General features: G+C 74.9%; 19 protein-coding genes. 16 read left to right on the forward strand and 3 right to left on the reverse strand.

Annotation, left to right across the window (positions count from 1 at the left end; all coding sequences use genetic code 11):
• Nucleotides 1-116 precede the first annotated feature (116 nt).
• Both FH715_RS11930 and FH715_RS11935 read right to left on the reverse strand, forming a co-directional pair.
• Nucleotides 117-860, reverse strand: coding sequence for an IclR family transcriptional regulator (locus FH715_RS11930; RefSeq protein ID WP_170184707.1), 744 nt, complete (start codon nt 858-860; stop codon nt 117-119).
• A gap of 103 nt (nt 861-963) precedes the next feature.
• Complete coding sequence (locus FH715_RS11935; protein WP_139644275.1) at nt 964-2,205, reverse strand: flavin-dependent oxidoreductase; 1,242 nt, start codon at nt 2,203-2,205, stop codon at nt 964-966.
• 338 nt (nt 2,206-2,543) lie between these two features.
• Here FH715_RS11935 and FH715_RS11940 point away from each other — a divergent pair, with 338 nt between their 5' ends.
• From FH715_RS11940 to FH715_RS12010, 15 genes are all read left to right on the forward strand, one after another.
• Nucleotides 2,544-3,665, forward strand: a complete 1,122-nt coding sequence (locus FH715_RS11940; protein WP_139644276.1) for a cupin domain-containing protein — start codon at nt 2,544-2,546, stop codon at nt 3,663-3,665.
• Nucleotides 3,662-4,504, forward strand: a complete 843-nt coding sequence (locus FH715_RS11945) for a fumarylacetoacetate hydrolase family protein (RefSeq protein ID WP_139644277.1) — start codon at nt 3,662-3,664, stop codon at nt 4,502-4,504. Before FH715_RS11940 ends, FH715_RS11945 begins: the two co-directional genes overlap by 4 nt.
• Before the next feature lie 64 nt (nt 4,505-4,568).
• The gene (locus FH715_RS11950; protein ID WP_246108704.1) at nt 4,569-5,351 is read left to right on the forward strand and encodes a maleylpyruvate isomerase family mycothiol-dependent enzyme; all 783 of its coding nucleotides are present in this window, start codon (nt 4,569-4,571) and stop codon (nt 5,349-5,351) included.
• 302 nt (nt 5,352-5,653) lie between these two features.
• Entirely contained in the window at nt 5,654-6,793 is a 1,140-nt protein-coding gene (locus FH715_RS11955) for a LacI family DNA-binding transcriptional regulator (protein ID WP_139644278.1), read from the forward strand.
• Entirely contained in the window at nt 6,790-7,755 is a 966-nt protein-coding gene (locus FH715_RS11960; protein WP_139644280.1) for a carbohydrate ABC transporter permease, read from the forward strand. Before FH715_RS11955 ends, FH715_RS11960 begins: the two co-directional genes overlap by 4 nt.
• Nucleotides 7,752-8,627: a carbohydrate ABC transporter permease gene (locus tag FH715_RS11965; RefSeq protein WP_139644281.1), complete on the forward strand. Its 876-nt coding sequence runs from the start codon at nt 7,752-7,754 to the stop codon at nt 8,625-8,627. Before FH715_RS11960 ends, FH715_RS11965 begins: the two co-directional genes overlap by 4 nt.
• The gene (locus FH715_RS11970; RefSeq protein WP_139644283.1) at nt 8,624-9,943 is read left to right on the forward strand and encodes an ABC transporter substrate-binding protein; all 1,320 of its coding nucleotides are present in this window, start codon (nt 8,624-8,626) and stop codon (nt 9,941-9,943) included. The genes FH715_RS11965 and FH715_RS11970 overlap by 4 nt, the downstream gene beginning before the upstream one ends.
• Nucleotides 9,944-10,169: 226 nt before the next feature.
• Nucleotides 10,170-11,147, forward strand: coding sequence for an ADP-ribosylglycohydrolase family protein (locus tag FH715_RS11975; protein WP_246108708.1), 978 nt, complete (start codon nt 10,170-10,172; stop codon nt 11,145-11,147).
• On the forward strand, nt 11,144-12,385 hold the full coding sequence (locus FH715_RS11980) for an ADP-ribosylglycohydrolase family protein (protein ID WP_246108705.1): 1,242 nt from the start codon (nt 11,144-11,146) through the stop codon (nt 12,383-12,385). Before FH715_RS11975 ends, FH715_RS11980 begins: the two co-directional genes overlap by 4 nt.
• Entirely contained in the window at nt 12,382-13,551 is a 1,170-nt protein-coding gene (locus FH715_RS11985) for an ADP-ribosylglycohydrolase family protein (protein WP_139644285.1), read from the forward strand. Before FH715_RS11980 ends, FH715_RS11985 begins: the two co-directional genes overlap by 4 nt.
• Complete coding sequence (locus tag FH715_RS11990) at nt 13,551-14,969, forward strand: ADP-ribosylglycohydrolase family protein (protein ID WP_139644287.1); 1,419 nt, start codon at nt 13,551-13,553, stop codon at nt 14,967-14,969. Before FH715_RS11985 ends, FH715_RS11990 begins: the two co-directional genes overlap by 1 nt.
• Entirely contained in the window at nt 14,966-15,898 is a 933-nt protein-coding gene (gene rbsK / locus FH715_RS11995) for a ribokinase (RefSeq protein ID WP_139644289.1), read from the forward strand. Before FH715_RS11990 ends, rbsK begins: the two co-directional genes overlap by 4 nt.
• 98 nt (nt 15,899-15,996) lie before the next feature.
• On the forward strand, nt 15,997-17,163 hold the full coding sequence (locus FH715_RS12000) for a CaiB/BaiF CoA transferase family protein (protein ID WP_246108709.1): 1,167 nt from the start codon (nt 15,997-15,999) through the stop codon (nt 17,161-17,163).
• On the forward strand, nt 17,160-18,026 hold the full coding sequence (locus FH715_RS12005; RefSeq protein ID WP_139644293.1) for an HpcH/HpaI aldolase/citrate lyase family protein: 867 nt from the start codon (nt 17,160-17,162) through the stop codon (nt 18,024-18,026). The genes FH715_RS12000 and FH715_RS12005 overlap by 4 nt, the downstream gene beginning before the upstream one ends.
• Before the next feature lie 87 nt (nt 18,027-18,113).
• Nucleotides 18,114-18,746: an antibiotic biosynthesis monooxygenase family protein gene (locus FH715_RS12010; RefSeq protein WP_139644295.1), complete on the forward strand. Its 633-nt coding sequence runs from the start codon at nt 18,114-18,116 to the stop codon at nt 18,744-18,746.
• Nucleotides 18,747-18,902: 156 nt separating this feature from the next.
• Here FH715_RS12010 and FH715_RS12015 read toward each other — a convergent pair whose 3' ends face one another.
• A complete protein-coding gene (locus tag FH715_RS12015) occupies nt 18,903-19,691 on the reverse strand; it encodes a GNAT family N-acetyltransferase (protein WP_139644297.1) in 789 nt (262 codons plus the stop codon).
• 250 nt (nt 19,692-19,941) lie between these two features.
• Between FH715_RS12015 and FH715_RS12020 the strand changes: the two genes are divergently transcribed.
• A complete protein-coding gene (locus FH715_RS12020; protein WP_139644299.1) occupies nt 19,942-21,189 on the forward strand; it encodes a PQQ-dependent sugar dehydrogenase in 1,248 nt (415 codons plus the stop codon).
• Nucleotides 21,190-21,447 lie beyond the last annotated feature (258 nt).

Raw genomic sequence — 21,447 nt, forward strand, 5'->3', positions numbered from 1 at the left:
GGCCGACCAGTGGTGGCGACCAGTGGTAGCGACCGGGCTCCCCCAGCGGTGGAACCTGACCACCGGCACCAACCACCGGCACCGACCAGCCGAACTCCGCCGCGCCGGGGGCCCGTTCACCCCGTCGTCGCGCCCGGCAGCAGATGGCCGCTGATGGTGGCGGCGGCGCGGTGCATCCGTTGGGCGACGAGCGGGATGCGGGCCGGGAGCAGCCGCTCGGCAGGGGCGGCGAGCGCGAGGGCGCCCACGGGGTGGCGGGCCTGGTCGCGGATGACCACGCCGACGGCGACGACGTCGTCGGCGCTCTCGCCGTGGTTGGTGGCGTGGCCGGCCTGGGCGACCGTGGTCAGATGGCGCTGGATCTCCTCCAGGCTGGCCAGCGTGCGGTCGGTGAGGGTCTGCACGCCGCGCGGGTAGAGGTCGGTGACCCGCTCCGGGGGCAGCGCGGCCAGGATCGACTTGCCGGCGGCGGTCGCGTGCGCCGGCAGCACCATGCCGACGCGCAGCCCGACCCGCAGCGGCTGGGTGGACTCGACGCCGTCCACGAAACGCGCGCCGTTGCCCTCCAGCACCACCAGGTGCACGGTCTCGCCCGTCTCGTCGGCCAGCGCCCGCAGCGGCGGCCCCGCGACCTGGCGCAGGTCGAGGCGGGAGAGCGCCCGCAACCCCGCGTCGGCGAGCGCGGGGCCCGGCAGATAGACGTGGCTGTCGCCGCGCTGGGTGGCGAAGCCGCGGAAGCAGAGCGTGGACAGCAGCCGGTGCGCGGTGGAGCGGGCGACGCCCAGCAGTTCGGACGCCTCGTAGACGCGCAGCTCGCCGCGTTCGTCCAGCGCGTGGATCAGGCGCAGCGCGTTGTCCACCGAGCCGAGGCTGTAGGGCGGGGGCGTGGTGGACCAGTTGGCGCCCGCGCTCCGCCCGGCCGGGCTCCGGCCCGGCGTCCGGCGGGCCGGAGCCCCCGAGGGGTCATCCCCCGCGGTTGACGAGATCCTTGTCATAAGCGGCGACTCTCTTGTAGTGGTCGGAGATCGCGGCCATCTCCTCGTGGCTGATGACGTCCTCGATCCGTTCGAACGGACGGTCCCCGGTGCGGTCGTGGACCTCCTTGAGGATGGTGTCCGGCGGGTGGACCCGGTTGGTCATGACCACCCGGGTGGTGGCCGGGCGGCGCTCCTCCTCGTAGACGGCCAGGGCGCGGCGCGGGTCGCCCGGGTGTCCGGCCAGGGCGAGCCGCAGCGCGTGTGCGTCGAGGATGGCCTGGCCTGCGCCGTTGGAGCCGCGCGGCACCATGGGGTGGGCGGCGTCGCCGAGCAGCGTGACCCCGCCGAACGTCCAGCGCGGCAGCGGGTCCTGGTCGACCATGGGGTACTCCAGCACGGACTCCGCCCCCCGGATCAGCTCCGGGACGTCCAACCAGTCGAAGTGCCAGTCGGCGAAGACGTCAAGGAAGTCCTCCAGCCGCCCGGCCCGGGTCCAGTCGCGGGTGGCTTCGCGGGGGCGTTCCACCTCGGCCACCCAGTTGACCAGTTGGTCACCCGCCGGGTTGATCTCCTCGCGCACGGGATAGATCACCATCTTGCCCGTGGCCAACCAGCCGGCGCGGACCATGCTGGCGCCGCTGAGGAAGGGCCGGCAGGGGGTGACGCCGCGCCACATCGTGATGCCCGAGTACTTCGGCTCGCCCTCGTCCGGGTAGAGCTGGGCGCGGACGGCGGAGTGGATGCCGTCGCAGGCGATCACGACGTCGGCGGACTCGGTGGTGCGCCGGCCGGTGGTGGCGTCCTCGACGGTGACGGTGACCCGCTCGCCGTCGTCGTCGCACGCGACCACGCGGCAGCCGAGCCGCACCGCGTCGGGGCCGAGCCGCTCCTCCACCGCGGCGAGCAGGCCGAGCTGCGCGTCGCCCCGGTGCAGCGAGAGCTGCGGGTGGTCGTAGCCGGCGCGGCGGCCGAGCGGTTCGCGGTAGCAGAGCTGACCGAAGCGGTTGAAGAAGACGGACTCCGCCGTCTCCACCCCGGAGGCGGCGAGCCGCTCGGCGACGCCGAGCCGCTCCAACACCCGGACGGCGTGCGGCAGCAGGTTCACCCCGGCGCCGATCGGCGCCAGCCGGGGCACGGCTTCCAGCACCCGGCAGGCCACACCGGCCTGGTGCAGCTCCAGGGCGAGGGTGAGACCACCGATCCCCGCGCCGACGACGAGAACGTTCATGTGCCGTGCCTTTCCTCCGGCCGCCTCCGCCCGTCGGCCGGGGGCGGCCGGCGGGCGTTGATGAGCGTGGCCCGCTCACGGCCTCGCACCCTAGGAACCGCGGTGGGTGGTGCGGGCTTCTCCTCGACAGCGATTCTGCTATGCGGGACGGGCAGCCGGCAAGGGCGGTGCCGCTGATCACGAGTCCGCGTCGCCACACGCTCGCGTGAACGGCCGCACCGCCAGGGAGCGCGTTCGCCATAGCAGAATCAGCGACCGGCGGCCGTTCCCCGCTCCGCCCGCGCTCCTACCGTGGCGCCCCGAGCGCCGTGGCGGCGGCGCGAGAGAGGGAAGGGCACATGACCGTGGAGGAACGGCCCACCGACCACGCGTCGGTCGACAACGCGATGAGCGGCGAGGACTCACCCGAACTGCGACGGCTCTACGACGACTTCGAGTCGGAGCACCTGATCCCGCTGTGGACGCAGCTCGGCGACCTGATGCCGATGACGCCGGCGCCCCGGGCCAGGCCGCACGTGTGGCGGTGGTCCACGCTGCACCCGTTGGCCGAACGGGCCGGCGACCTGGTCCCCGTCGGGCGGGGCGGGGAGCGGCGGGCGATCGCGCTGGCCAACCCCGGCCTCGCGGGGAACGCCTACGCCGCGCCGACGCTCTGGGCGGCGATCCAGTACCTCGGCCCGCGGGAGACGGCGCCGGAGCACCGGCACTCGCAGAACGCGTTCCGCTTCGTCGTCGAGGGCGAGGGCGTGTGGACGGTGGTGGACGGCGACCCGGTGCGGATGAGCCGGGGCGACTTCCTGCTCACTCCGGGATGGCGCTTCCACGGCCACCACAACGAGACCGACCGGCCGATGGCCTGGCTCGACGGGCTGGACATCCCGTTGGCGCACCAGACCGACGTGGGGTTCTTCGAGTTCGGCTCGGACCGGGTCACCGACTACGCGACGCCCCGCTACTCGCGCGGCGAACGCCTCTGGTCCCACCCGGGGTTGCGCCCGCTGACGGGGCTCGCCGACACCGTCTCCTCCCCCATCGCCGCCTACCGCTGGGAGCACACCGACCGGGCGCTCACCGAGCAGTTGCTGCTGGAGGAGGAGGGGCAGCCGGCCACCGTGGAGCAGGGGCACGCGGCCGTCCGCTACGTGAACCCGACCACGGGTGGCGACGTGATGCCGACCCTCAGGGCCGAGTTCCACCGGCTGCGGACCGGCGCCAGGACCGCCACCCGCAGGGAGGTCGGCGCCAGCGTCTTCCAGGTGTTCGAGGGGCGGGGCCGTATCGCGCTGGGCGGCGTCGAGCACGCCGTCGAGAAGGGCGACCTGTTCGTGGTGCCCTCCTGGGTGCCGTGGTGGGCCGGGGCCGAGGGCGGCCGGCCGCTGGACCTGTTCCGTTTCTCCGACGCGCCGGTGATGGAACGACTTGGCTTCGCGCGCACGCATATCGAGGGAGAAGAACGATGAGGCTGGCGACGATCCGGCTGCCCGAGGGCGGCACCAGGGCGGTGCGGGTGACGGGCGAGACCGTCACCGAGCTGGAGTACGAGGATGTCGGCGCGCTGCTGGCGGCCGGCGGGCTGGAGCGGGCCGCGACCGCCGAGGGGCGTCAACGGCTCCGCGCCGAGGTGGAGTTGGCCCCTGTGGTGCCCCGGCCGGGGAAGATCCTGTGCGTCGGGCTGAACTACCGCACCCACATCCTGGAGATGGGCCGCGAACTCCCGACCGCTCCCACGGTGTTCACCAAGTATCCGGAGGCGCTGGTCGGCCCCGAGGACCCGGTGCTGCTGCCGCCGGAGTCCGAACAGGTCGACTGGGAAGGCGAGTTGGCCGTGATCGTGGGCGCCACGGTGCGGCGCGCCAGCCTGGCGACGGCCGAGGCGGCGATCGCCGGCTACGCGGTGCTCAACGACGTGACGATGCGGGACTGGCAGTACCGGACGCTCCAGTGGCTGCCGGGCAAGTCCTTCGAGGCGAGCACGCCGTTCGGGCCCGAGCTGGTCACCCCCGACGAGTTCTCCCCCGGCCCCGAGCTGGTGACGGCGGTGGACGGCGAGGAGGTGCAGCGGGCGGGGACCGACGACCTGGTCTTCGGGCCGGCCGAGTTGATCGCCTACCTGTCGACCGTGCTGACCCTGCGCCCGGGCGACGTGATCGCGACCGGCACCCCGGGCGGGGTGGGGCACGCCAGGAAGCCGGCGCGCTATCTGACGCCCGGCCAGACGTTGACCACCACGGTCGAGGGTCTCGGCACGCTGCGCAACCCGACCGTGGCCGAGACCGCGACGGCGACCGGCGCGGCATGAACGGGCACGCGGCACGGGAGGCCGGCCGGCATCAGCGGGCGCGCGGCGTGAGCGGGGAGCCGGCGTGAGCGCGGACGAGCTGGCCGGGGCCAGGGAGGAGCTGCGGCGGCGGCAGGGCGCGGGCCTGCGCGAGGACGCGCCGGGCGCGCCGGCAGCCGAGCTGGCGCTGGCCCGGCTGGGCACCGCGTTCTTCGCCCGCCGGCTGACGCTGCTGGACGACGGGGAGCTGGCCGGGCCGAGCCTGCTGCCGGGATGGAGCAGGGCGGCGCTGGTGGCCCATGTCGGTTACAACGCACGGGCGTTGACCCGGCTGGTCGCCTGGGCCGCGACCGGCGTGGAGACCCCGATGTACGCCTCGTCCGAGCAGCGCGCCCGGGAGATCGAGCGGGGCGCGAGCCAGCCGCCGCGCGCGCTGCGCGCGCTGTTCGCGCACAGCGAGGTCCATCTCAACGTGGCCTGGCGCGACCTGCCGTCGGCCGCCTGGGACGCGGAGGTGGTCACCGCCCAGGGGCGCACGGTGCCCGCGCGCGAGACCGCGTGGATGCGGACCAGGGAGGTGTGGGTGCACGCCGTGGACCTGGCGAACGGCGCCGGCTTCGGTGACCTTCCGCCCGCGCTGCTGGACCGGCTGGCGGCCGACGTGGTGGCGGGCTGGCGGCGTCGGGGGGAGGCGGTCTCGCTGACCCTGCGGCCTGAGGACCGGGACGAGCCGCTGGTGCTCGGCGACGGCTCGGGCCCCGAGGTCGCCGGCACCCAGGCCGATCTGGTGCGTTGGCTCACCGGCAGGGGCGCGCGTCGACTCACGCACGCCGGTGACACACCACCGGCGCTTCCTCGCTGGCTCTGACCGCTCCACCTCGCGCCGGCGCGCACCGTTCTCACCCGAGGACAACGCGCGCCGGCGCTCACTCATGCGCGCCTCCACATCGAGGCGACAACTCCCCCACACGACCGCCATAATCCTCAGCAGCCCCCTGAGAAATGGATCACAGTCGACAACCTCTTGACGAGACAGGGCCACACCACCACCATCTGTAAACGATTCCAGCGCCTGGAAACGTTTACCCGAACTCCCCGATACCGGCGGAAGAGGGTTACTGCCAGGCGAAGCACCACCAGGACGACGAACACACCGCAAGGGGGCGGGACATGCCGAACGGCGGTCAGCCGACCATCGTGTCCATAGCCGAGCGCGCCGGCGTCTCCATCGCCTCCGTCTCCCGGGTGCTCAACGGGCAGGGCGCACGCCGGGACACGACCGAGCGCGTGCGCCGGGCGGCGGCCGAGCTGGGCTACGTCCCCAACGCGGTGGCGCGTTCCCTCAAGGGGGGCCGCACCCGCCAACTGACCTTCGCGGTGCCCGACATCGGCAACCCGGTCTATGTGGCGATGGTCCGCGCCATCCAGGCCGTGGCCAAGGCCGCCGGCTACCGCCTGCTGCTGCACTCCACGGACGCCGTCGCCGAGGACGAGCTGGCGGTGCTGCGCAGCCTGCGGGACCGCACCAGCGACGGGCTGATCCTGGTGCCCATCCGGATCACCGAGGCCCACATCGAGGCGCTCGTCGAGGCCGCGAGGCCCGTGGTCGTCATCGGCTCGCTGCCGCCGGGGGTCCCGGTGGACAGCGTGCGCGCCGACTCGGTCGCCGGCGCCGCCCTGGCGGTGCGCCATCTGCACGCCACGGGGCGCCGCAGGATCGCCTTCGTCAACGGCCCCTCCGACACCGTGCCCGGCCACAACAGGGAGCGCGGCTACCGTTCCGCGCTCGCCGAGTGCGGCCTGCCGCACGACCCGGAGCTGGTCGCGCACACCGACTTCGGCGTGGACGCGGGCGCGCGCGCCATGGAACGGCTGCTGCCGGCCGGGCCCGACGCGGTGTTCTGCGCCAACGACCAGCTGGCGCTCGGCGCCTCGCACGCGCTGCTCGGCCGGGGCCTGCGGATACCGGAGGACCTGGCGGTGGTGGGGATGGACGACAGCGAGCTGGCCAAGCTCGGCTGGCCGCCGCTGACCAGCGTGGACCTCGGCTCCTCCGAACGCGGCCGGCGCGCGGTCGAGTTGTTGCTCGACCGGCTGGAGGGCCACCGCGCGGCCTCGGTCGAGCCGCACGCCGGCCCCGAGGCCGAGACCGAGGCCGGGGAGGCCGCCGGCGCGCCCGAGGCGCCCCGCGCCCCCGCCGGGGCCGGGGCCGAGCGCGCCCCGACCCGCACCAGCACCGCCCGCCCCCGTCTCGTCGTGCGCGCGTCCACCGCGCCGACGGGCGCCACCGAAGCGATGAGGTTCGCATGACTCTGCTGCCCTCCCGGGCCAAGGCCGTCCCGGGACAGGGAAACCGGGGCACCCCGCCCCCCAGGACCCCGGCGCAGCGCAAGCGCGCCCTGGGTCTTGACCGGGGTGCCTGGTTCCTGCTGCTGCCCGCCCTGATACCCATCCTGGTGCTGAGCGTGGGCCCGCTGCTCTACGCGGTCTCCCTCGCCTTCACCGACGCACAGGCGGGGCGGACCGAGTCGACCCAGTTCGTGGGCCTGCTGAACTTCACCGACCTGCGGCACGACACGCTCTTCTGGGACAGCTTCCGGATCGGCCTGGTCTGGGCGCTGTGCGTGACCTCGCTCCAGTTCCTGCTGGCCCTGGGGCTGGCGCTGCTCCTCAACCAGAACCTCAGGCTGCGCTGGCTGGCGCGGACGCTGGCGCTGGTGCCGTGGGCGATGCCGGAGGTGGTCGTCGGCATCATGTGGCGGCTGGTCTACCACCAGGACGCGGGCATCCTCAACCAGACGCTGGGCCAGCTGGGCATCATCGACTCGAACGTGGACTGGTTGACCAGTCTGTCGCTGGCCCTGCCCTCGGTGATCGCGGTCGGCGTCTGGGCGGGGATGCCGCAGACCACCGTCGTGCTGCTGGCCGGTCTGCAGAACGTGCCGACCGAGCTGCGGGAGGCCGCCGCGCTCGACGGGGCGGGCGCCTGGCGGCGGTTTACCACCGTCACCTGGCCCGCGATCCGGCCGGTGGTCCTGGCGATCACCGCGCTCAACTTCATCTGGAACTTCAACTCGTTCGGTCTGGTCTACGTGCTGACCCAGGGCGGTCCCGGCGGTCGGACGCGGCTGCCGATGCTCTTCGCCTACGAGGAGGCGTTCAAGTACGGGCAGTACGGCTACGCGGCGGCGATGGGGCTGGCGATGGTCGCCCTGATCGCCGTGCTGCTGGTGCTGTTCCTGCGCCGCAGGCTCAAGGAGGACTCCCGGTGACCACCACCCCGCATGTCTCCCGGCCGCCGACCAGGCGGCGGCTGGCCCGTGGCGCCGGGCGCGCCGGGCAGTATCTGGCACTGGTCTGCTATCTGGTCTTCCTGGGCTTTCCACTGGTCTGGCTGCTGTCCACGGCGTTGAAATCGCCCCAGGAGCTGGGCTCCATCGACCCGACGTGGATACCCGAGCACCCCACGCTGGAGAACTTCAGGGCCGCGTTCGACGCCCAGCCGCTGCTGCGTTCCGCGCTCAACAGCGCGCTGGTGGCGACCAGTTCGGCGGTGATCGCGGTGGCCATCGCGGTGCCGGCCGCCTATGTGATGGTGCGCTACCGCTCCCGGATCAGCCAGGCGGGCACGGTCTGGGTACTGGTCAGCCAGATGTTCCCGTTCGTGCTGGTGATCATCCCGCTCTTCCTGGTGCTGCGGAACCTGCATCTGATCAACTCGCTGCCCGGCCTCGTCGTGGTCTACGTGGTGTGGAACCTGCCGTTCTCGCTGTGGATGCTGCGGGGCTACGTGCAGGCGGTGCCGCTCTCGTTGGAGGAGGCGGCGGCGATGGACGGCGCCAGCCGGGCGCGCACCCTCACGCACGTCGTCCTGCCGCTGCTGACGCCGGGGCTGGTCGCGACGCTGATGTTCTCCTTCGTCACCGCGTGGAACGAGTTCTTCTTCGCCCTGGTCCTGCTCAAGTCTCCGGAGAAGCAGACGATGTCCGTGATCCTCACCCACTTCATCGGCGCCGAGGGCGTCGCCGACCTGGGCCCGCTGGCCGCCGCCGCGCTGCTGGCGACGCTGCCCAGCCTGCTGTTCTTCGCGCTGCTCCAGCGCCGGCTGGTCAGCGGGATGCTGGCCGGGGCGGTGAAGGCGTGAGGACGGCGGGGCGGGTCAGGGCGCTGGGCGCCGCGCTGGCCCTGACGCTGCTGGGCGCCGTCGGCTGCTCGGACGGCGGGGACGGGGACGACGGGCGGATCACGCTCGACTTCCTCAGCCTCGCCTGGCAGACCGAGTCGGTCGAGGCCAACAAGGCGCTGGTCGAGGAGTGGAACGCGGCCAACCCCGACGTCCGGGTCCGCTATGTGCAGGGCTCCTGGGACAACATCCACGACCACCTGCTGACCTCGTTCGAAGGCGGCGAGGCGCCGGACATCATCCACAACGACGCCTCGGACCTGACCGACTTCGCCAACGGCGGCTATCTCGCCGACCTGACCGGGCTGCTCCCCGACGAGCTGCGCGCCGACGTGCCGGAGGCCGCCTGGTCGACGACCGAGTACGACGGCGGGATCTACGGGGTGCCGTTCCTCCAGGAGCCGCGGGTGCTGGTGGTCAACAGCGCGCTGCTTGAGGAGTCGGGCGCCAGGGTGCCGACGCCCGAGGACCCGTGGAGCTGGGCGGAGTTCGAGGAGGCCAGCGCGGCGATGACCCGCGACTCCGACGGCGACGGCGAGGCCGAGACCTACGGCGTCGCCTGGTCGATGAAGGAGCCGGTGACCCAGACGGTGAACCTGGCGCTCTCCACCGGGGGCGAGGTCTTCACCCGCGAGGACGGCAAGAACGTGGTGCGCTACGACGCGGCGGACTCCTCCGTCGCCGCGCTGATCAACCGGCAGGTGCACGAGGACGGCACGGCGGCCTCCAGCAGCCTGGGCATGTCCGGCTCCGACACGCTGCCCGGCTTCTACGACGGCCGGTACGCCATGCTGCCGCTGAACTTCTCCTTCCGGCAGCAGGTCGCGCAGCAGGCCCCGGACGGCTTCGACTGGACGGTGCTGCCGATGCCGAGCGGCGGCGAGGAGCACGGTCTGGCGCAGGGCGTGGCGCCCCAGACCCTCTCCGTCGCCGAGGACAGCGACCACCAGCAGGCGGCGGCCGACTTCGTCTCGTTCGTCACCGAACCGGCGCACCAGGTGGACCTGGCGCTGGGCGACTGGATGCTGCCGACCAGTGAACGGGCCCTGGCCGACCCGGCGTTGGCCACCGAGGAGTACGGCTGGCGCACCGGGACCCGAATAGCCGGCGAGCTGCGTCCCTCCCCGGTGCTCGGGGTGCGCGGCTATCCCGAGTGGAAGGACAAGATCGCCACCCCCGCGCTCCAGGAGTACTACAGCGGGGCCATCGATCTGGACAAGCTCCGCGGGAAGCTCACCGGCGACGGCCAACGAATCCTCGACCGCTACCAGCGCTGACCCTGGCCCGCCAGGGCGTCGCCGGTGGCCGGACCCGTCGCCGGGCGGTACCCGCACGACCGAAGAAATGAGCACGACACACATGAGCGTCAGCCTCGACCCCGTTTCCGAGCCGAGCCCGGCGGCCGAAGTCGCCGGGCACCAGGACGGGCCACGCAGGCTCAAGGCCGTGCCCCCGCCCGGGCCGCACTCCCCCGAGGGCCCGAGGGACCGGGCGAGGGGGGCGATGCTGGGCCTGGCGGTGGGCGACGCGTTGGGCGCGCCGGCGGAGAACCTGACCCCCTCGCAGATCAGGGAGCGCTGGGGCCGCATCGACGGCTTCGTCCGCGAGGAGCCGGCCGGCACCGACGACACCGAGTACGCGATCTTCTCCGGGCTGCTGCTGGCCGAGCACGGCTCGGGGCTGACCGTCGCGCAGGTCGAGTCGGCCTGGCACGTGTGGATCGCCGACCGGGACGAGGGCTCGTTCCGGGGCGCCGGGTTCAGCGAGCGCGGCACGCTGGAGAACCTGCGCCGGGGCCTGGCAGCGCCGATCTCGGCGCAGCACCGGCACGCCTGGAGCGACGGGTTGGCGATGCGGGCGGCGCCGTTCGGGGTCTTCGCCGCCGGGCGGCCGGGCGAGGCGGCGCGGCTGGTGGCGATCGACGGCACCGTCTCACACGACGGCGAGGGGATCTACGGCGGCCGGGCGGTGGCGGCCGGCGTGGCGGCGGCGATGGTCGGGCACGGGCCGGACGTGGTGGTGCAGGCCGCGCTGTCGGTGGTGCCGGAGGACTCGTGGACGGCGCGTTCGCTGCACCGGGCGGTGTCGGCGGCGCGGCGGGCGCGGCGGGACCCGCTGGCCACCGCGCTGTCGGTGGAACGGGCGGTGCGTTCGGCGACGGTCATCGGCGGCTATCCGTGGACGGATCTGGCGCCGGAGGCGGTGGGGTTGGCGTTCGGCGCGTTCGCGGCGGCGCGCGGCGACTTCCGGGAGGCGGTGGTCACGGCGGTCAACATGGGCCGGGACGCCGACACCACGGCGGCCGTGGCGGGGGCGCTGGCCGGCGCGCTGGGCGGCGAGTCGGCGATCCCCGCCGAGTGGGCGGGCGCGATCGGGCCGGTGCGCGGCAGCTGTCTGCCGTCGATGGCGGGGCGGCATGTGCTGGACGTGGCCGAGCGGTTGACGCCGCCGTCCGGCGGCGACGCGGGGGCCGTCGCGTGAGCGCGCGCACCGCGGCGGGCGCGCCGCGCCGGATCGAGGGGCTGCTGCTGGGCATCGCCGCGGGCGACGCGGCCGGCTGGCCGTCCGGGCGGCACCGCGCGACCCGGCTGCCGGACTGGACCCGCAGACTGACCCGGGAGTTGGACACGTTCGCCGAGCAGAACGCGACGACGACGCTGCCGGTGCCGATCGCGTTGAACCAGCCGCCGGACCCGCTGCGTCTGGGGCCCTCGGACGACGCGGAGTGGGCCGCGTTCACCGCGCAGGCGGTGCTCTCGGCGACGTCGGCCGGCGGCAGCGACCTGTCGGCGGACCAACGGGTGCGCTCCGCGCTGGCGTTGGCGTGGAACGCGCTGGCGGACGAGGTGGCGGCGGCGGCCGAGCAGGCCGACGAGATCGAGGCGGCGCACATTCCGCTGCGGGCGCGGATCTCGGTCCGCGCCGGGCTGGGGAACCTGGCGGCCGGGCTGCGCCCGCCGGCGACCGGCCACGACAACCCGCACTACTTCGACGACGCGGCCTGCGTGCGCGCGGCCGTGCTGGCGGTGGTCCACCCGGGCCGGCCGGAGGCGGCGGCCGACCTGGCCGAGTTCGACGCCCGCTACACCCAGGACGGCGACGGGGTGCACGGGGCGCGGGCGGTGGCCGCCGCGGTGGCGGTGGCGCTGGGCGGCGGCGGGATGGAGAGCTGTGTGGCCGCCGCGCTGCGGCAGCTGCCGGAGGAGACGGAGATCCGGCGGAACGCGCTGCGCGCCGTCGAGCTGGGGCAGGCAGCGGCGGCGGCCAGACCGGGGCTGCCGGGGAACGCGTTCGCGCTGGTCCCGGTCCTGGAGCACGAGATCGTCGACCACGTCTACAGCTACGGCATCGCGGCGGCCGAGACCGTTCCGGTGGCGCTCGCGGTGGCCACGGCGGCGGCCGGGGCGGTCACCGAGGCGGTGCCCAGCGCGGCCTGTCTCTCCCGGGTCGCCGACTCGGCGCCGGCGCTGGCGGGCGCGCTGACCGGGGTGGTGGGCGGCGCCGAGGCGCTGCCGGCCAGCTGGCGCGACGCCTGCCGCTCGCTGGCCGGGTGCGCGCTGCCGCGGCTGGCCGGCACCGACCTGGTGGAGCTGGCCGCCCTCCTGGAGCGCGCGACCGGTCAGGCGCCGCGCCCCGACACCCCGGCCGGCGACCGGCGCCCGGTCGACCACGAGCACGACGAGCACGACGCCTCACCATCGGAAGGACTCCGCGCATGAACCAGCACGAGCCGGTCACCCCGCTCCCGTCCCTGGCCGAGCGCTCGACGGGGGTGCTGGTGGGCGCCGCCGTCGGCGACGCCCTGGGCGGGCCCGTCGAGGGATGGACGCCGGAGGCGATCGTCGAGCGCCACGGCGGCCGGGTCAGGGGCATCGTCGAGCCGTTCCACCGGGACGACTGGCGCACCGCCCGGCCGATCGCCCCATACCACAAGGGCGACGGGCACGTCACCGACGACACCCTGATGACCCATGCGCTGGTGCGGGTCTACGAGCGGGTCCGCGACCACCTGGACGCCTACGCGGTGGCCGACCACCTGGTGCCCGACCTGATGGGCACGCCTCGTTGGATCCCCGAACTGGAGGCGGAGGCGCTGCCGTTGCAGCGGATCTTCCTGGCGGAGAAGTGGATCGTGGCGCGGCTGCACTACGGCCATGTCGACCCGCGCGAGGCCGGTGTGGGGAACATCGTCAACTGCGGCGCGGCGATGTACATGGCGCCGGTCGGCGTGGTCAACGCGGCCAACCCGGCGGCCGCCTACGCGGAGGCGCTGGACGTCGCCGGGGCGCACCAGTCGAGCTACGGGCGGGAGGCGGCGGGGGTCTTCGCCGCCGCCGTCGCCGCCGCCTGCCGGCCGGGTGCCACGCCCGGGTCGGTGGTGGAGGCGGCGCTGGCGCTGGCCAAGGACGGCACGCGGGCGGCGATCGAGGCGGTCTGCGAGGTGGCGGCCGGCTTCGACGACTGGGAGGAGGCGCTGGCGCCGCTGCGCGCGGCGGTCGCCCCGTTCGACACCGTGGGCCCGGAGTACCGCAAGCCCTCGCTGGGCGCGCGGCGGCCGTCGCGGCTGCACGCCATCGAGGAGCTGCCGGTCGCGCTGGGCATGGTGCTGGTCGGCGGCGGCGACTTCCGGCGCACGGTGCTCGGCGCGGTCAACTACGGGCGGGACTGCGACTCGATCGCGACCATGGGGGGCGCGATCGTGGGCGCGCTGCGCGGGGAGCGCGCGGTGCCGAAGGAGTGGAGCGCCGAGGTGGGCCGGGCCAGCCGGCTCGATCTGCACGCGCCTGCCGTCGCGCTGGCCGAGGTGGCGCGCGAGGTGTTCGCGCGTGACCTGGAGCGCCGCCGGGCGCACGAGGAGTTCTTCCGCGCGATCGAGGCGGCCTGATGGCGGGCGCGCCCGAGGCGGCGCTGCGGCTGACCTGGGTGCAGCCGGAGGACCTGGTCGGGCACGAGCTGGCGCAGGCCGCCCAGGACGGGCGGGAGTACGGCGCGGTGGAGCGGCGTTGGCTGGCGGCGGGCGGGCACCGCGCGCCGGCGCGGGCCGGCGCCTCGGCGGAGCCGGCGCCGCCGGCGCTGCGCGCGCTGGCCGGCGAGCTGCTGGACGAACTGGCCGCGCTGCCCTCGCCGTTGGCGGAACGGGAGCCGACCGGGTGGGCGGCGATCCGGGCGGCCTGCCCGGACTGGCCCGCGCCGCCCGCGCGTGCGGTACCGCCGGCCCGGGAACGGCTGACGGCGGCGTGGCTGGGGCGGGCCGCGGGGTGTGTGCTGGGCAAGCCGGTGGAGAAGCTTCCGCTGGCGGCGATCAGGGAGTTGGCGCGGGCGGCGGGTAACTGGCCGTTGAACGACTGGTTCACCGCCCGCGGGGTGCCGGCGGCGCTGCTGGCGGCGCACCCGTGGAACCGCCGCTCGGCCCCCACCTCGCTGGCCGAGAACATCGACGGGGCGCCGGAGGACGACGACCTCAACTACCCGTTGCTGAACCTGCTGTTGCTGCGTCGGTACGGCACCGGGTTCAGGACGGCCGATGTCGCCTCGCTCTGGCTGGACGAGCTGCCGGCCGGGCGGACGTTCACCGCCGAGCGCGTCGCCTACCGCAACCTGCTGGCCGGTGTCGAGCCGCCGGGGACGGCGACCCGCCGCAACCCGTTCCGGGAGTGGATCGGCGCCCAGATCCGGGCGGACGTCTTCGGCTGGACCCATCCGGGCGACCCGGGCCGCGCCGCCGAACTCGCCCACCGCGACGCGGTGTTGACCCACACGGCCAACGGGGTCTACGGCGCGATGTTCGTGGCGGCGGCGGTCGCGGTCGCCATGACCGGGACCGCGGACGTGCACGCCTGCCTGGCGGCCGGGCTGAACGTCGTGCCGCCGGAGTCCCGTTACGCGGACGCCGTCCGGCTGGGCGTCGAAGTGGCCCACGCGCACGAGGAGTTCGACGCGGCGGTGGACGCGCTGCACGCGCGCTTCGCCGACCACCACTGGGTGCACGTGCTGCCCAACGCGGCGCTGCTGGCCGCCGCGCTCACCCACGCCGACGGCGACTTCACCGGCTCCATCTGCCGCGCGGTCGCCGCCGGCCTGGACACCGACTCCAACGGGGCGACCGCCGGCTCGGTCGCCGGCGCACTGGCCGGCTCCCCCGGGGCGCTGCCGGCGCGCTGGACGGCGCCGCTGCGCAATCGGCTGGCCAGCTCCGTCGCCGACTTCGACGGCGTCGGCTTCGACCGGCTCGCCGCCCTGACCCGCGAGGTCGCCACGGCGTCCGACGCGGCAACGAACGCCACGCCCCAGGAGGCGCCATGACCGAACACCGTGCCACCGCCGTCGCGGTCCTCGGCTCCACCAACATGGACCTGGTCGCCTACACGGCCGTCGCCCCGCGCCGCGGGGAGACCGTCTCCGGCCGGGAGTTCCGCACCCTGCCCGGCGGCAAGGGCGCCAACCAGGCGATCGCCGCCGCCCGCGCCGGGGGCGCGGTCTCCATGATCGGCGCGGTCGGGGACGACGCGTTCGCGCCCCGGCTGCGTGCCGCGCTCGCCGAGGCGGGCGTGGACGTGGAGGGGCTGCGCACGGTGCCGGGCGCCAGCGGCGTCGCCCACATCGTGGTCGACGACGAGGGCGGCAACTCGATCGTCGTGGTGCCCGGCGCCAACGGCGCCGTGACCGGCCTGGCGGCGGGCGACGAGGCCAGGATCGCGGCGGCCGACGCGCTGCTGATGCAGCTGGAGCTGCCGCCCGAGGCCGTGCTCGCCGGGGCGCGCGCCGCCCGCGCGCACGGGGTGCGCACGGTGCTCACCCCGGCGCCGGCCCGTCCCCTGTCCGACGAACTGCTCTCGCTCGTCGACCTGTTGGTGCCCAACGAGCACGAGGCCGCCGCGCTGGCCGGCACCTCGGAGCCGCTGGCCGCCGCCCGGGCGCTGCTGGAGCTGGTGCCCGAGGTGGTGATCACCCTGGGCGCCGCCGGCAGCCTGTACGCCTCCCGCACCTCCGAGCCGGTCAGCGTGCCGGCGGTGCGGGTGCGGGCGGTGGACAGCACGGCGGCCGGCGACACGTTCGTCGGCGCGCTGGCGGTGGCCGCCGGCGAGGGCCGGCCCATGCCGGGGGCCATGGCCTGGGCGTCGGCCGCCGCCGCGCTCTCCGTCAGCCGCCCCGGCGCCTCGGCCTCGATGCCGGGGCGCGCCGAGATCGACCTCCTGCACAGCACCGCGCCGAACTCCTGGACCAGCTCGTGAACGTTTCCCGCAACTCCCCCCCGACCACCGCGCCCGCCTCCGCCTCCGACCGCGATCAGGCCCCCGGCGAGGGGCCGCGCCCCGGGCCGCTTGAGGGGCTGCGGGTGTTGGACCTGGCCACCCTCTTCGCCGGCCCGCTGGCCGCCACCCTGCTGGGCGACTTCGGCGCCGAGGTGGTCAAGGTCGAGCATCCCCGCAGGCCGGACCCGTCCCGCGGGCACGGCCCCGACAAGGACGGCGTCGGCCTGTGGTGGAAGCTCCTGGGCCGCAACAAGCGCAACGTGACGCTCGACCTCTCCACGCCCGAGGGCCGCGAGCTGCTGCTGCGGCTCGCCGCCGACGCGGACGTGGTGATCGAGAACTTCCGCCCCGGCACCCTGGAGCGCTGGGGCCTGGGCCCGGACGAACTGCACGCCGTCAACCCGCGGTTGGTGCTGGCCAGGGTCACCGGCTTCGGCCAGTTCGGGCCCTACGCGCGCCGGCCGGGGTTCGGCACGCTGGCCGAGGCGATGAGCGGCTTCGCCGCGATCACCGGGGAGCCGGACGGGCCGCCGACGCTGCCGCCGTTCGGGCTGGCCGACTCGATCGCGGCGCTGACCACGGCGTACGCGGTGATGACGGCGCTGGCCGGGCGGGCGACCACCGGCCAGGGCCAGGTCGTGGACATGGCGATCATCGAGCCGCTGCTGACCGTGCTCGGCCCCCAGCCGCTCTGGTACGACCAGCTCGGCTACGTGCAGCCCCGCACGGGCAACCGTTCCACCAACAACGCGCCGCGCAACACCTATCGGACGGCCGACGGCCACTGGGTGGCGGTCTCCACCTCGGCCCAGTCGATCGCCGAGCGCGTGATGCGGCTGGTCGGCAGGCCCGAGCTGATCGAGGAGGAGTGGTTCGCGACCGGCTCGGGCCGCGCCGCGCACGCCGACGAGCTGGACGCGGCCGTCGGCTCCTGGATCGGCCGCCACGAACGGGACGCGGTCGTCGCCGCGTTCGAGGAGGCGCAGGCGGCGATCGCCCCGATCCACGACGTGCGGGATGTCCTCGCCGACCCGCAGTACCGGGCGCTGGGCACGATCACCGAGGTCGAGGACGAGGAACTGGGCACGGTGCGGATGCAGAACGTGCTCTTCCGACTCTCCGAGACGCCCGGCGCGATCCGCTGGGCCGGCCGGCCGCACGGCGCCGACACCGACGCGGTCCTGGGTGAACTCGGTGTCCCCGCCGAGGAGATCGCCCGGCTGCGGGCCGAGGGCACGCTGTGAACGGCGCCGAGGTCCACGAGTCGACGCCGGCGGCGGCGCTGACCTGGCTCTACGCGCCGGGCGACCGGCCCGAGGTGGTCGCGAAGGCGCTGCGCTCCGGCGCGGACGTGGTGATCGTCGACCTGGAGGACGCGGTCGCCCCCGCGCGCAAGGGCCACGCCCTGGACGCCACCGCCGAGCTGCTGACGGAGCGTCAGCCGGTGCCGGTGCAGGTCCGGGTCAACGCGCTGGACGGGCCGTTGGCCAGGCGCGAGGTCGAACGGCTGGCGGGCCTGCCGGGGCTGGCCGGGCTGCGGCTGCCCAAGACCCGTTCGCCGGCGGAGCTGGCGGCGGTCGCGGAGTGGGCGGGGCCCGCCGGAGCGGTGCCGGAGCTCTGGCCGCTGTTGGAGAGCGCGGTGGGGCTTGAGCGGGCGTTCGCCATCGCCGAGGGGCATCCGGCGGTCGCCGGGCTGGCCCTCGGCGAGGCCGACCTGCGGGCCGAGCTGGGCGTGGCCGACGAGGCGGGCCTGGCCTGGGCCAGGGGCCGGGCGGTGGTCGCGGCGCGCGCCGCCGGCCTGGAGCCGCCGGCCCAGTCCGTCTACCCGGACGTGCGCGACCTGGCGGGGCTCGCGGCCTCCTGCGCGCGGGGCCGCGCCCTCGGCCTCCTCGGCCGCGCGGCCATCCATCCCCGTCAACTCCCGGTGATCGAGGAGGCGTTCGCCCCCACCGCCGAGGAGGTCGCGGCGGCCGGCGAGATCACGGCGGCGGCCGAGACGGACTCCGGCGCGCTCGCCCTGCCCGACGGCCGCTTCGTCGACGCTGCGGTCGTCGCCGGCGCCCGCCGCACGTTGGCGCTGGCCGCGCGGGCGAGGGGCGGGGGGTAGCGCGCCCGTCGGGGGGTGTCCGGGCGCGGGTCGGCGGCGCGGCCCGAACCGGCTTGACCTCATGTGCGGTTGAAGTTTCAGGATGGCATGGTGACTGACTACGGAAGCACCCTCATCGACGTCTGGGAACTGCCCGAGGAGCGGATCGACGCGTCCGTCGCGCGCTGGCGCGAGCGCGTCGGACTCATCCGCACCGCCCCCGGGTTCCGGGACGCGCGGCTGCATCGCCGGCTCTCCCCCGAGGCCCCGTTCGGCCTGGTCAACGTGGCGCACTGGGACAGCGTCGAGGCCAGGGACGAGGCCCTGGCGCACCCCGGCTTCACCGCTTCGGCGGCCACCGCGAACGGCTATGCCACCGTGCACGGCGGGTGGTACGACGTGGTGGCCGACCTCACCGCGCCGGGCGGCGGCGACGCCGGGGCGGGGGCGGGTATCACCTTCGTCAGCGTCTTCGAGCTGCCGGAGGAACAGGTCGACGCAATCCTGCCGCACTGGCTCGACCACGCGGAGTCGGTGAGCAAGGCGCCCGGCTTCCGGGACGGCCGGCTGCACCGCGCGGTGGCCCCGGACGCCCGTTTCCCGCTGGTGCTGGTGGCGCGCTGGGACAGCGTCGACGCCTGGCGCGCGGCGGACGACGACGTGCACCGGCGGGGCCTTCCGCCCCTACCCGAGCACGGCGCCGCCCATCCCGCGCTGTTCAGGACCGTCGCCGCGTTCTGAACGCGCGGCGGCGCGCCCCGAGCCGCCGGCGGATCACCCCTGGCCACCGTCCGGCTCGCCGCCCTCCCCGCCCGGCTCCGGACGCCCGCCGCGCAGGAGGACGGCGGGCGAGGCGCGGGCCCGCGCCTCGCGCCAGGCTCCCTCGTCGAACGTGTCTCAACGCGGGCTGAGATAAGGCGTGGTGACGGTCAGTGGGTGGAAGCCGAGGCGTCGCAGGATGGGGCGGCTCTCGGCGGAGGCGTCGACGTGGAGCCAGCGGGTGCCGGCCCGCTCCGCCCGCGCCGCGCGGTGGGCCACCAGGGCGCGGTAGATGCCCCTGCCGCGCCACTCGGGGAGGGTGCCGCCGCCCCAGAGCCCGGCGAAACCGGACTCCGAGTTCAGCTCCAACCGGGCCGCGCAGACCGGGAGTTCACCCGCGAGGACCAGCGAGAGCCGGACCGTGTCGGGCGCCTCGGCGAGCTGGGCGGCGAGCCTTCGGCGCAGCGGCTCCTGGTCGCCCCCGAACACCCGGCGGTGCGCGTCGAGCACGCCCGCCAGGTCCCCCGGGTCGGTGATCTCCCGCACGGTGACGCCCTCGGGCCAGACCGGTGTCCGGTCCAGCGCCCTCACCTCGGCGACCATCACGGTCTCCGGCTCCTCGGCGAGGAAGCCGGCGGCGGTCAACCGGTCGCCGAGGTCGGCCGGTTGGTCGTGCCCGTAGAGCTTCCACTCGAAGGGCATCCCCAACGCGCCGTAGTGCGCGAGCTGTTCGGCGATCGCCGCGTCCGCCTCGGCCGCCGAGGCGAACCCCGACCAGACCACCCCGCTCCAGCCTCCGCGTCCGCTGGTCTGGCGCACCACGGCGCCGTCGCGTTCCACCCGCGCGCCCGGCTCGTCGGGGGCGGCGTCGCGGCGCAGCGCCCGGTCGTAGCGCGCACGCAGCGCGTCGAGGTCCGTGTCGTCCATCCCGCCATCCCAGCGCCTCGGCGCCGGGCGCACCAACCCGTTTTCCGCCGGCCGCCCGAACGAGGGCACCAACTCGGCGCGGTCGCCCGGCCGTTCGCCCTCTGGTGCGGACCAACGCCCGGCGGGTAGCGTCCGCACCGTCGCGCGCGGCGTTCCCGGGGTCCCCACGGCCCCGGCGGGTCCGTCGCCCCCGTGCGGCGCCCACGTCGCGAGGAAAGTCCCCCGTCCCCCACGTTCAGGGAGTTCCGCCATGCCACGACGTCACCCCACCCAGCACGGCCAGGGCTCGCGCGCCCGGCGCCGGGCCGGTCGGCTGCTGGCCGCCGGCACACTGGTGGCCGTCGCGCCGCTGGGCGCGCTGGCCTGGTCGGCCGGCGCGGCCGAGGAGTCGCCGGAGCCGGCGGCGGTGCCGCTGGAGAACCTCACCGTCTCGACCGAGCAGGTCGCCGAGGGGCTCACCCGCCCCACCGCCGTGGCCGCGCCGGACGACGGCACCGACCGGCTGTTCATCACGGAGAAGGAGGGCGTGGTCCGGGCCTACGAGCCCGGAACCGGCCTCGCCGAGGAGCCGTTGGTCGACCTGACCGACGTGGTCGACGGGTCGGGCAACGAACGCGGGCTGCTCGGCATCGAGGTGGCCCCCGACTTCGCCGACAGCCAGGAGCTGTATCTCGCCTACACCTCGCTGCCGGACGGCGACGTGACGCTGGCCCGCTACGGGGTGGCCGACGAGGGGCTGGAGGTGCTGCTGAGCGAGGAGCACCCGCAGACCAACCACAACGGCGGCCAGTTGGCGTTCGGCCCCGACGGCCTCCTCTACTGGGGCCTGGGCGACGGCGGCGGCGCCGGCGACCCGGACGGCAACGGGCAGCGCCTGGACACGCTCGCCGGCACCATCCTGCGGCTGGACGTGAGCCAGTCCTGCGGTGAACTCGCCTACTGCGTACCGGAGGACAACCCGTTCGTCGACGAGGCCGAGGCGCGCGGCGAGATCTGGTCGTACGGGCTGCGCAACCCGTGGCGGTTCTCGTTCGACCCGGCCGACGGCTCGCTGTGGATCGGCGATGTCGGGCAGGGCGCCTGGGAGGAGGTCAACCACCTGGCGGCCGACGAGGGCGGCGCCAACCTCGGCTGGGCCTGCCGCGAGGGCGGCGAGGAGTTCGACCCGGGTCAGTGCGAGGACGGCGCGAGCTTCACGGAGCCGGTCTTCACCTACGCCACCTCCGTCGACGGCTGCGCCGTGATCGGCGGACACGTCTACCGGGGCGCCGAGTTCGCCGACCTGGCCGAGGGCACCTATGTGGCGACTGACTACTGCTCCAACACCGTCTGGGGCCTGCGCGCCGACGGCTCGGGCGGCTACGAGGACGCGGTGATAGGCGAGTTCCCGACCCAGGTGTCCGCGTTCGGCGAGACCGTGGACGGCGAGCTGTATGTCGTCAACGACCTGCCGGGGCAGCTGCACCGGGTGACCTTCGCCGAGTCCGGGGCCGAGTGACGGTTCACCTCCCGGGTGACTGAAAGCCGTGGAACGGCCCGGTGCGTCCCCGTGGGGCGCGCCGGGCCGTTCGGTCTTCTCCGGCGCCTGGCCGGGCACGCGTTCCCAGGGTGGTCAGATGAACGCTTTTTCTCTACTCTTGGGGAGATTCCGTCAACGACGGATGGACAATTGAGCGCGACTGGTCCGGGGGAAGTCCGGTGGGATTCCGGCACTGACCTGCAACCGTGTGCGGCGAGCCCCGTGGGGCGCCGTGAG

Origin of the sequence: Streptomyces sedi, from assembly GCF_006335015.1 — a bacterium.
Lineage (GTDB): Bacteria > Actinomycetota > Actinomycetes > Streptomycetales > Streptomycetaceae > Streptomyces > Streptomyces sedi.

What these genes read in the sequence shown, in the direction of transcription:
- FH715_RS11935 (WP_139644275.1), bottom strand. Translation starts at nt 2,205, where the DNA reads ATGAACGTTCTCGTCGTCGGCGCGGGGATCGGTGGTCTCACCCTCGCC.
- FH715_RS11940 (WP_139644276.1), top strand. Translation starts at nt 2,544, where the DNA reads ATGACCGTGGAGGAACGGCCCACCGACCACGCGTCGGTCGACAACGCG.
- FH715_RS11945 (WP_139644277.1), top strand. Translation starts at nt 3,662, where the DNA reads ATGAGGCTGGCGACGATCCGGCTGCCCGAGGGCGGCACCAGGGCGGTG.
- FH715_RS11955 (WP_139644278.1), top strand. Translation starts at nt 5,654, where the DNA reads ATGCCGAACGGCGGTCAGCCGACCATCGTGTCCATAGCCGAGCGCGCC.
- FH715_RS11960 (WP_139644280.1), top strand. Translation starts at nt 6,790, where the DNA reads ATGACTCTGCTGCCCTCCCGGGCCAAGGCCGTCCCGGGACAGGGAAAC.
- FH715_RS11975 (WP_246108708.1), top strand. Translation starts at nt 10,170, where the DNA reads ATGCTGGGCCTGGCGGTGGGCGACGCGTTGGGCGCGCCGGCGGAGAAC.
- FH715_RS11985 (WP_139644285.1), top strand. Translation starts at nt 12,382, where the DNA reads ATGAACCAGCACGAGCCGGTCACCCCGCTCCCGTCCCTGGCCGAGCGC.
- FH715_RS11990 (WP_139644287.1), top strand. Translation starts at nt 13,551, where the DNA reads ATGGCGGGCGCGCCCGAGGCGGCGCTGCGGCTGACCTGGGTGCAGCCG.
- rbsK (WP_139644289.1), top strand. Translation starts at nt 14,966, where the DNA reads ATGACCGAACACCGTGCCACCGCCGTCGCGGTCCTCGGCTCCACCAAC.
- FH715_RS12010 (WP_139644295.1), top strand. Translation starts at nt 18,114, where the DNA reads ATGGTGACTGACTACGGAAGCACCCTCATCGACGTCTGGGAACTGCCC.
- FH715_RS12015 (WP_139644297.1), bottom strand. Translation starts at nt 19,691, where the DNA reads ATGGACGACACGGACCTCGACGCGCTGCGTGCGCGCTACGACCGGGCG.
- FH715_RS12020 (WP_139644299.1), top strand. Translation starts at nt 19,942, where the DNA reads ATGCCACGACGTCACCCCACCCAGCACGGCCAGGGCTCGCGCGCCCGG.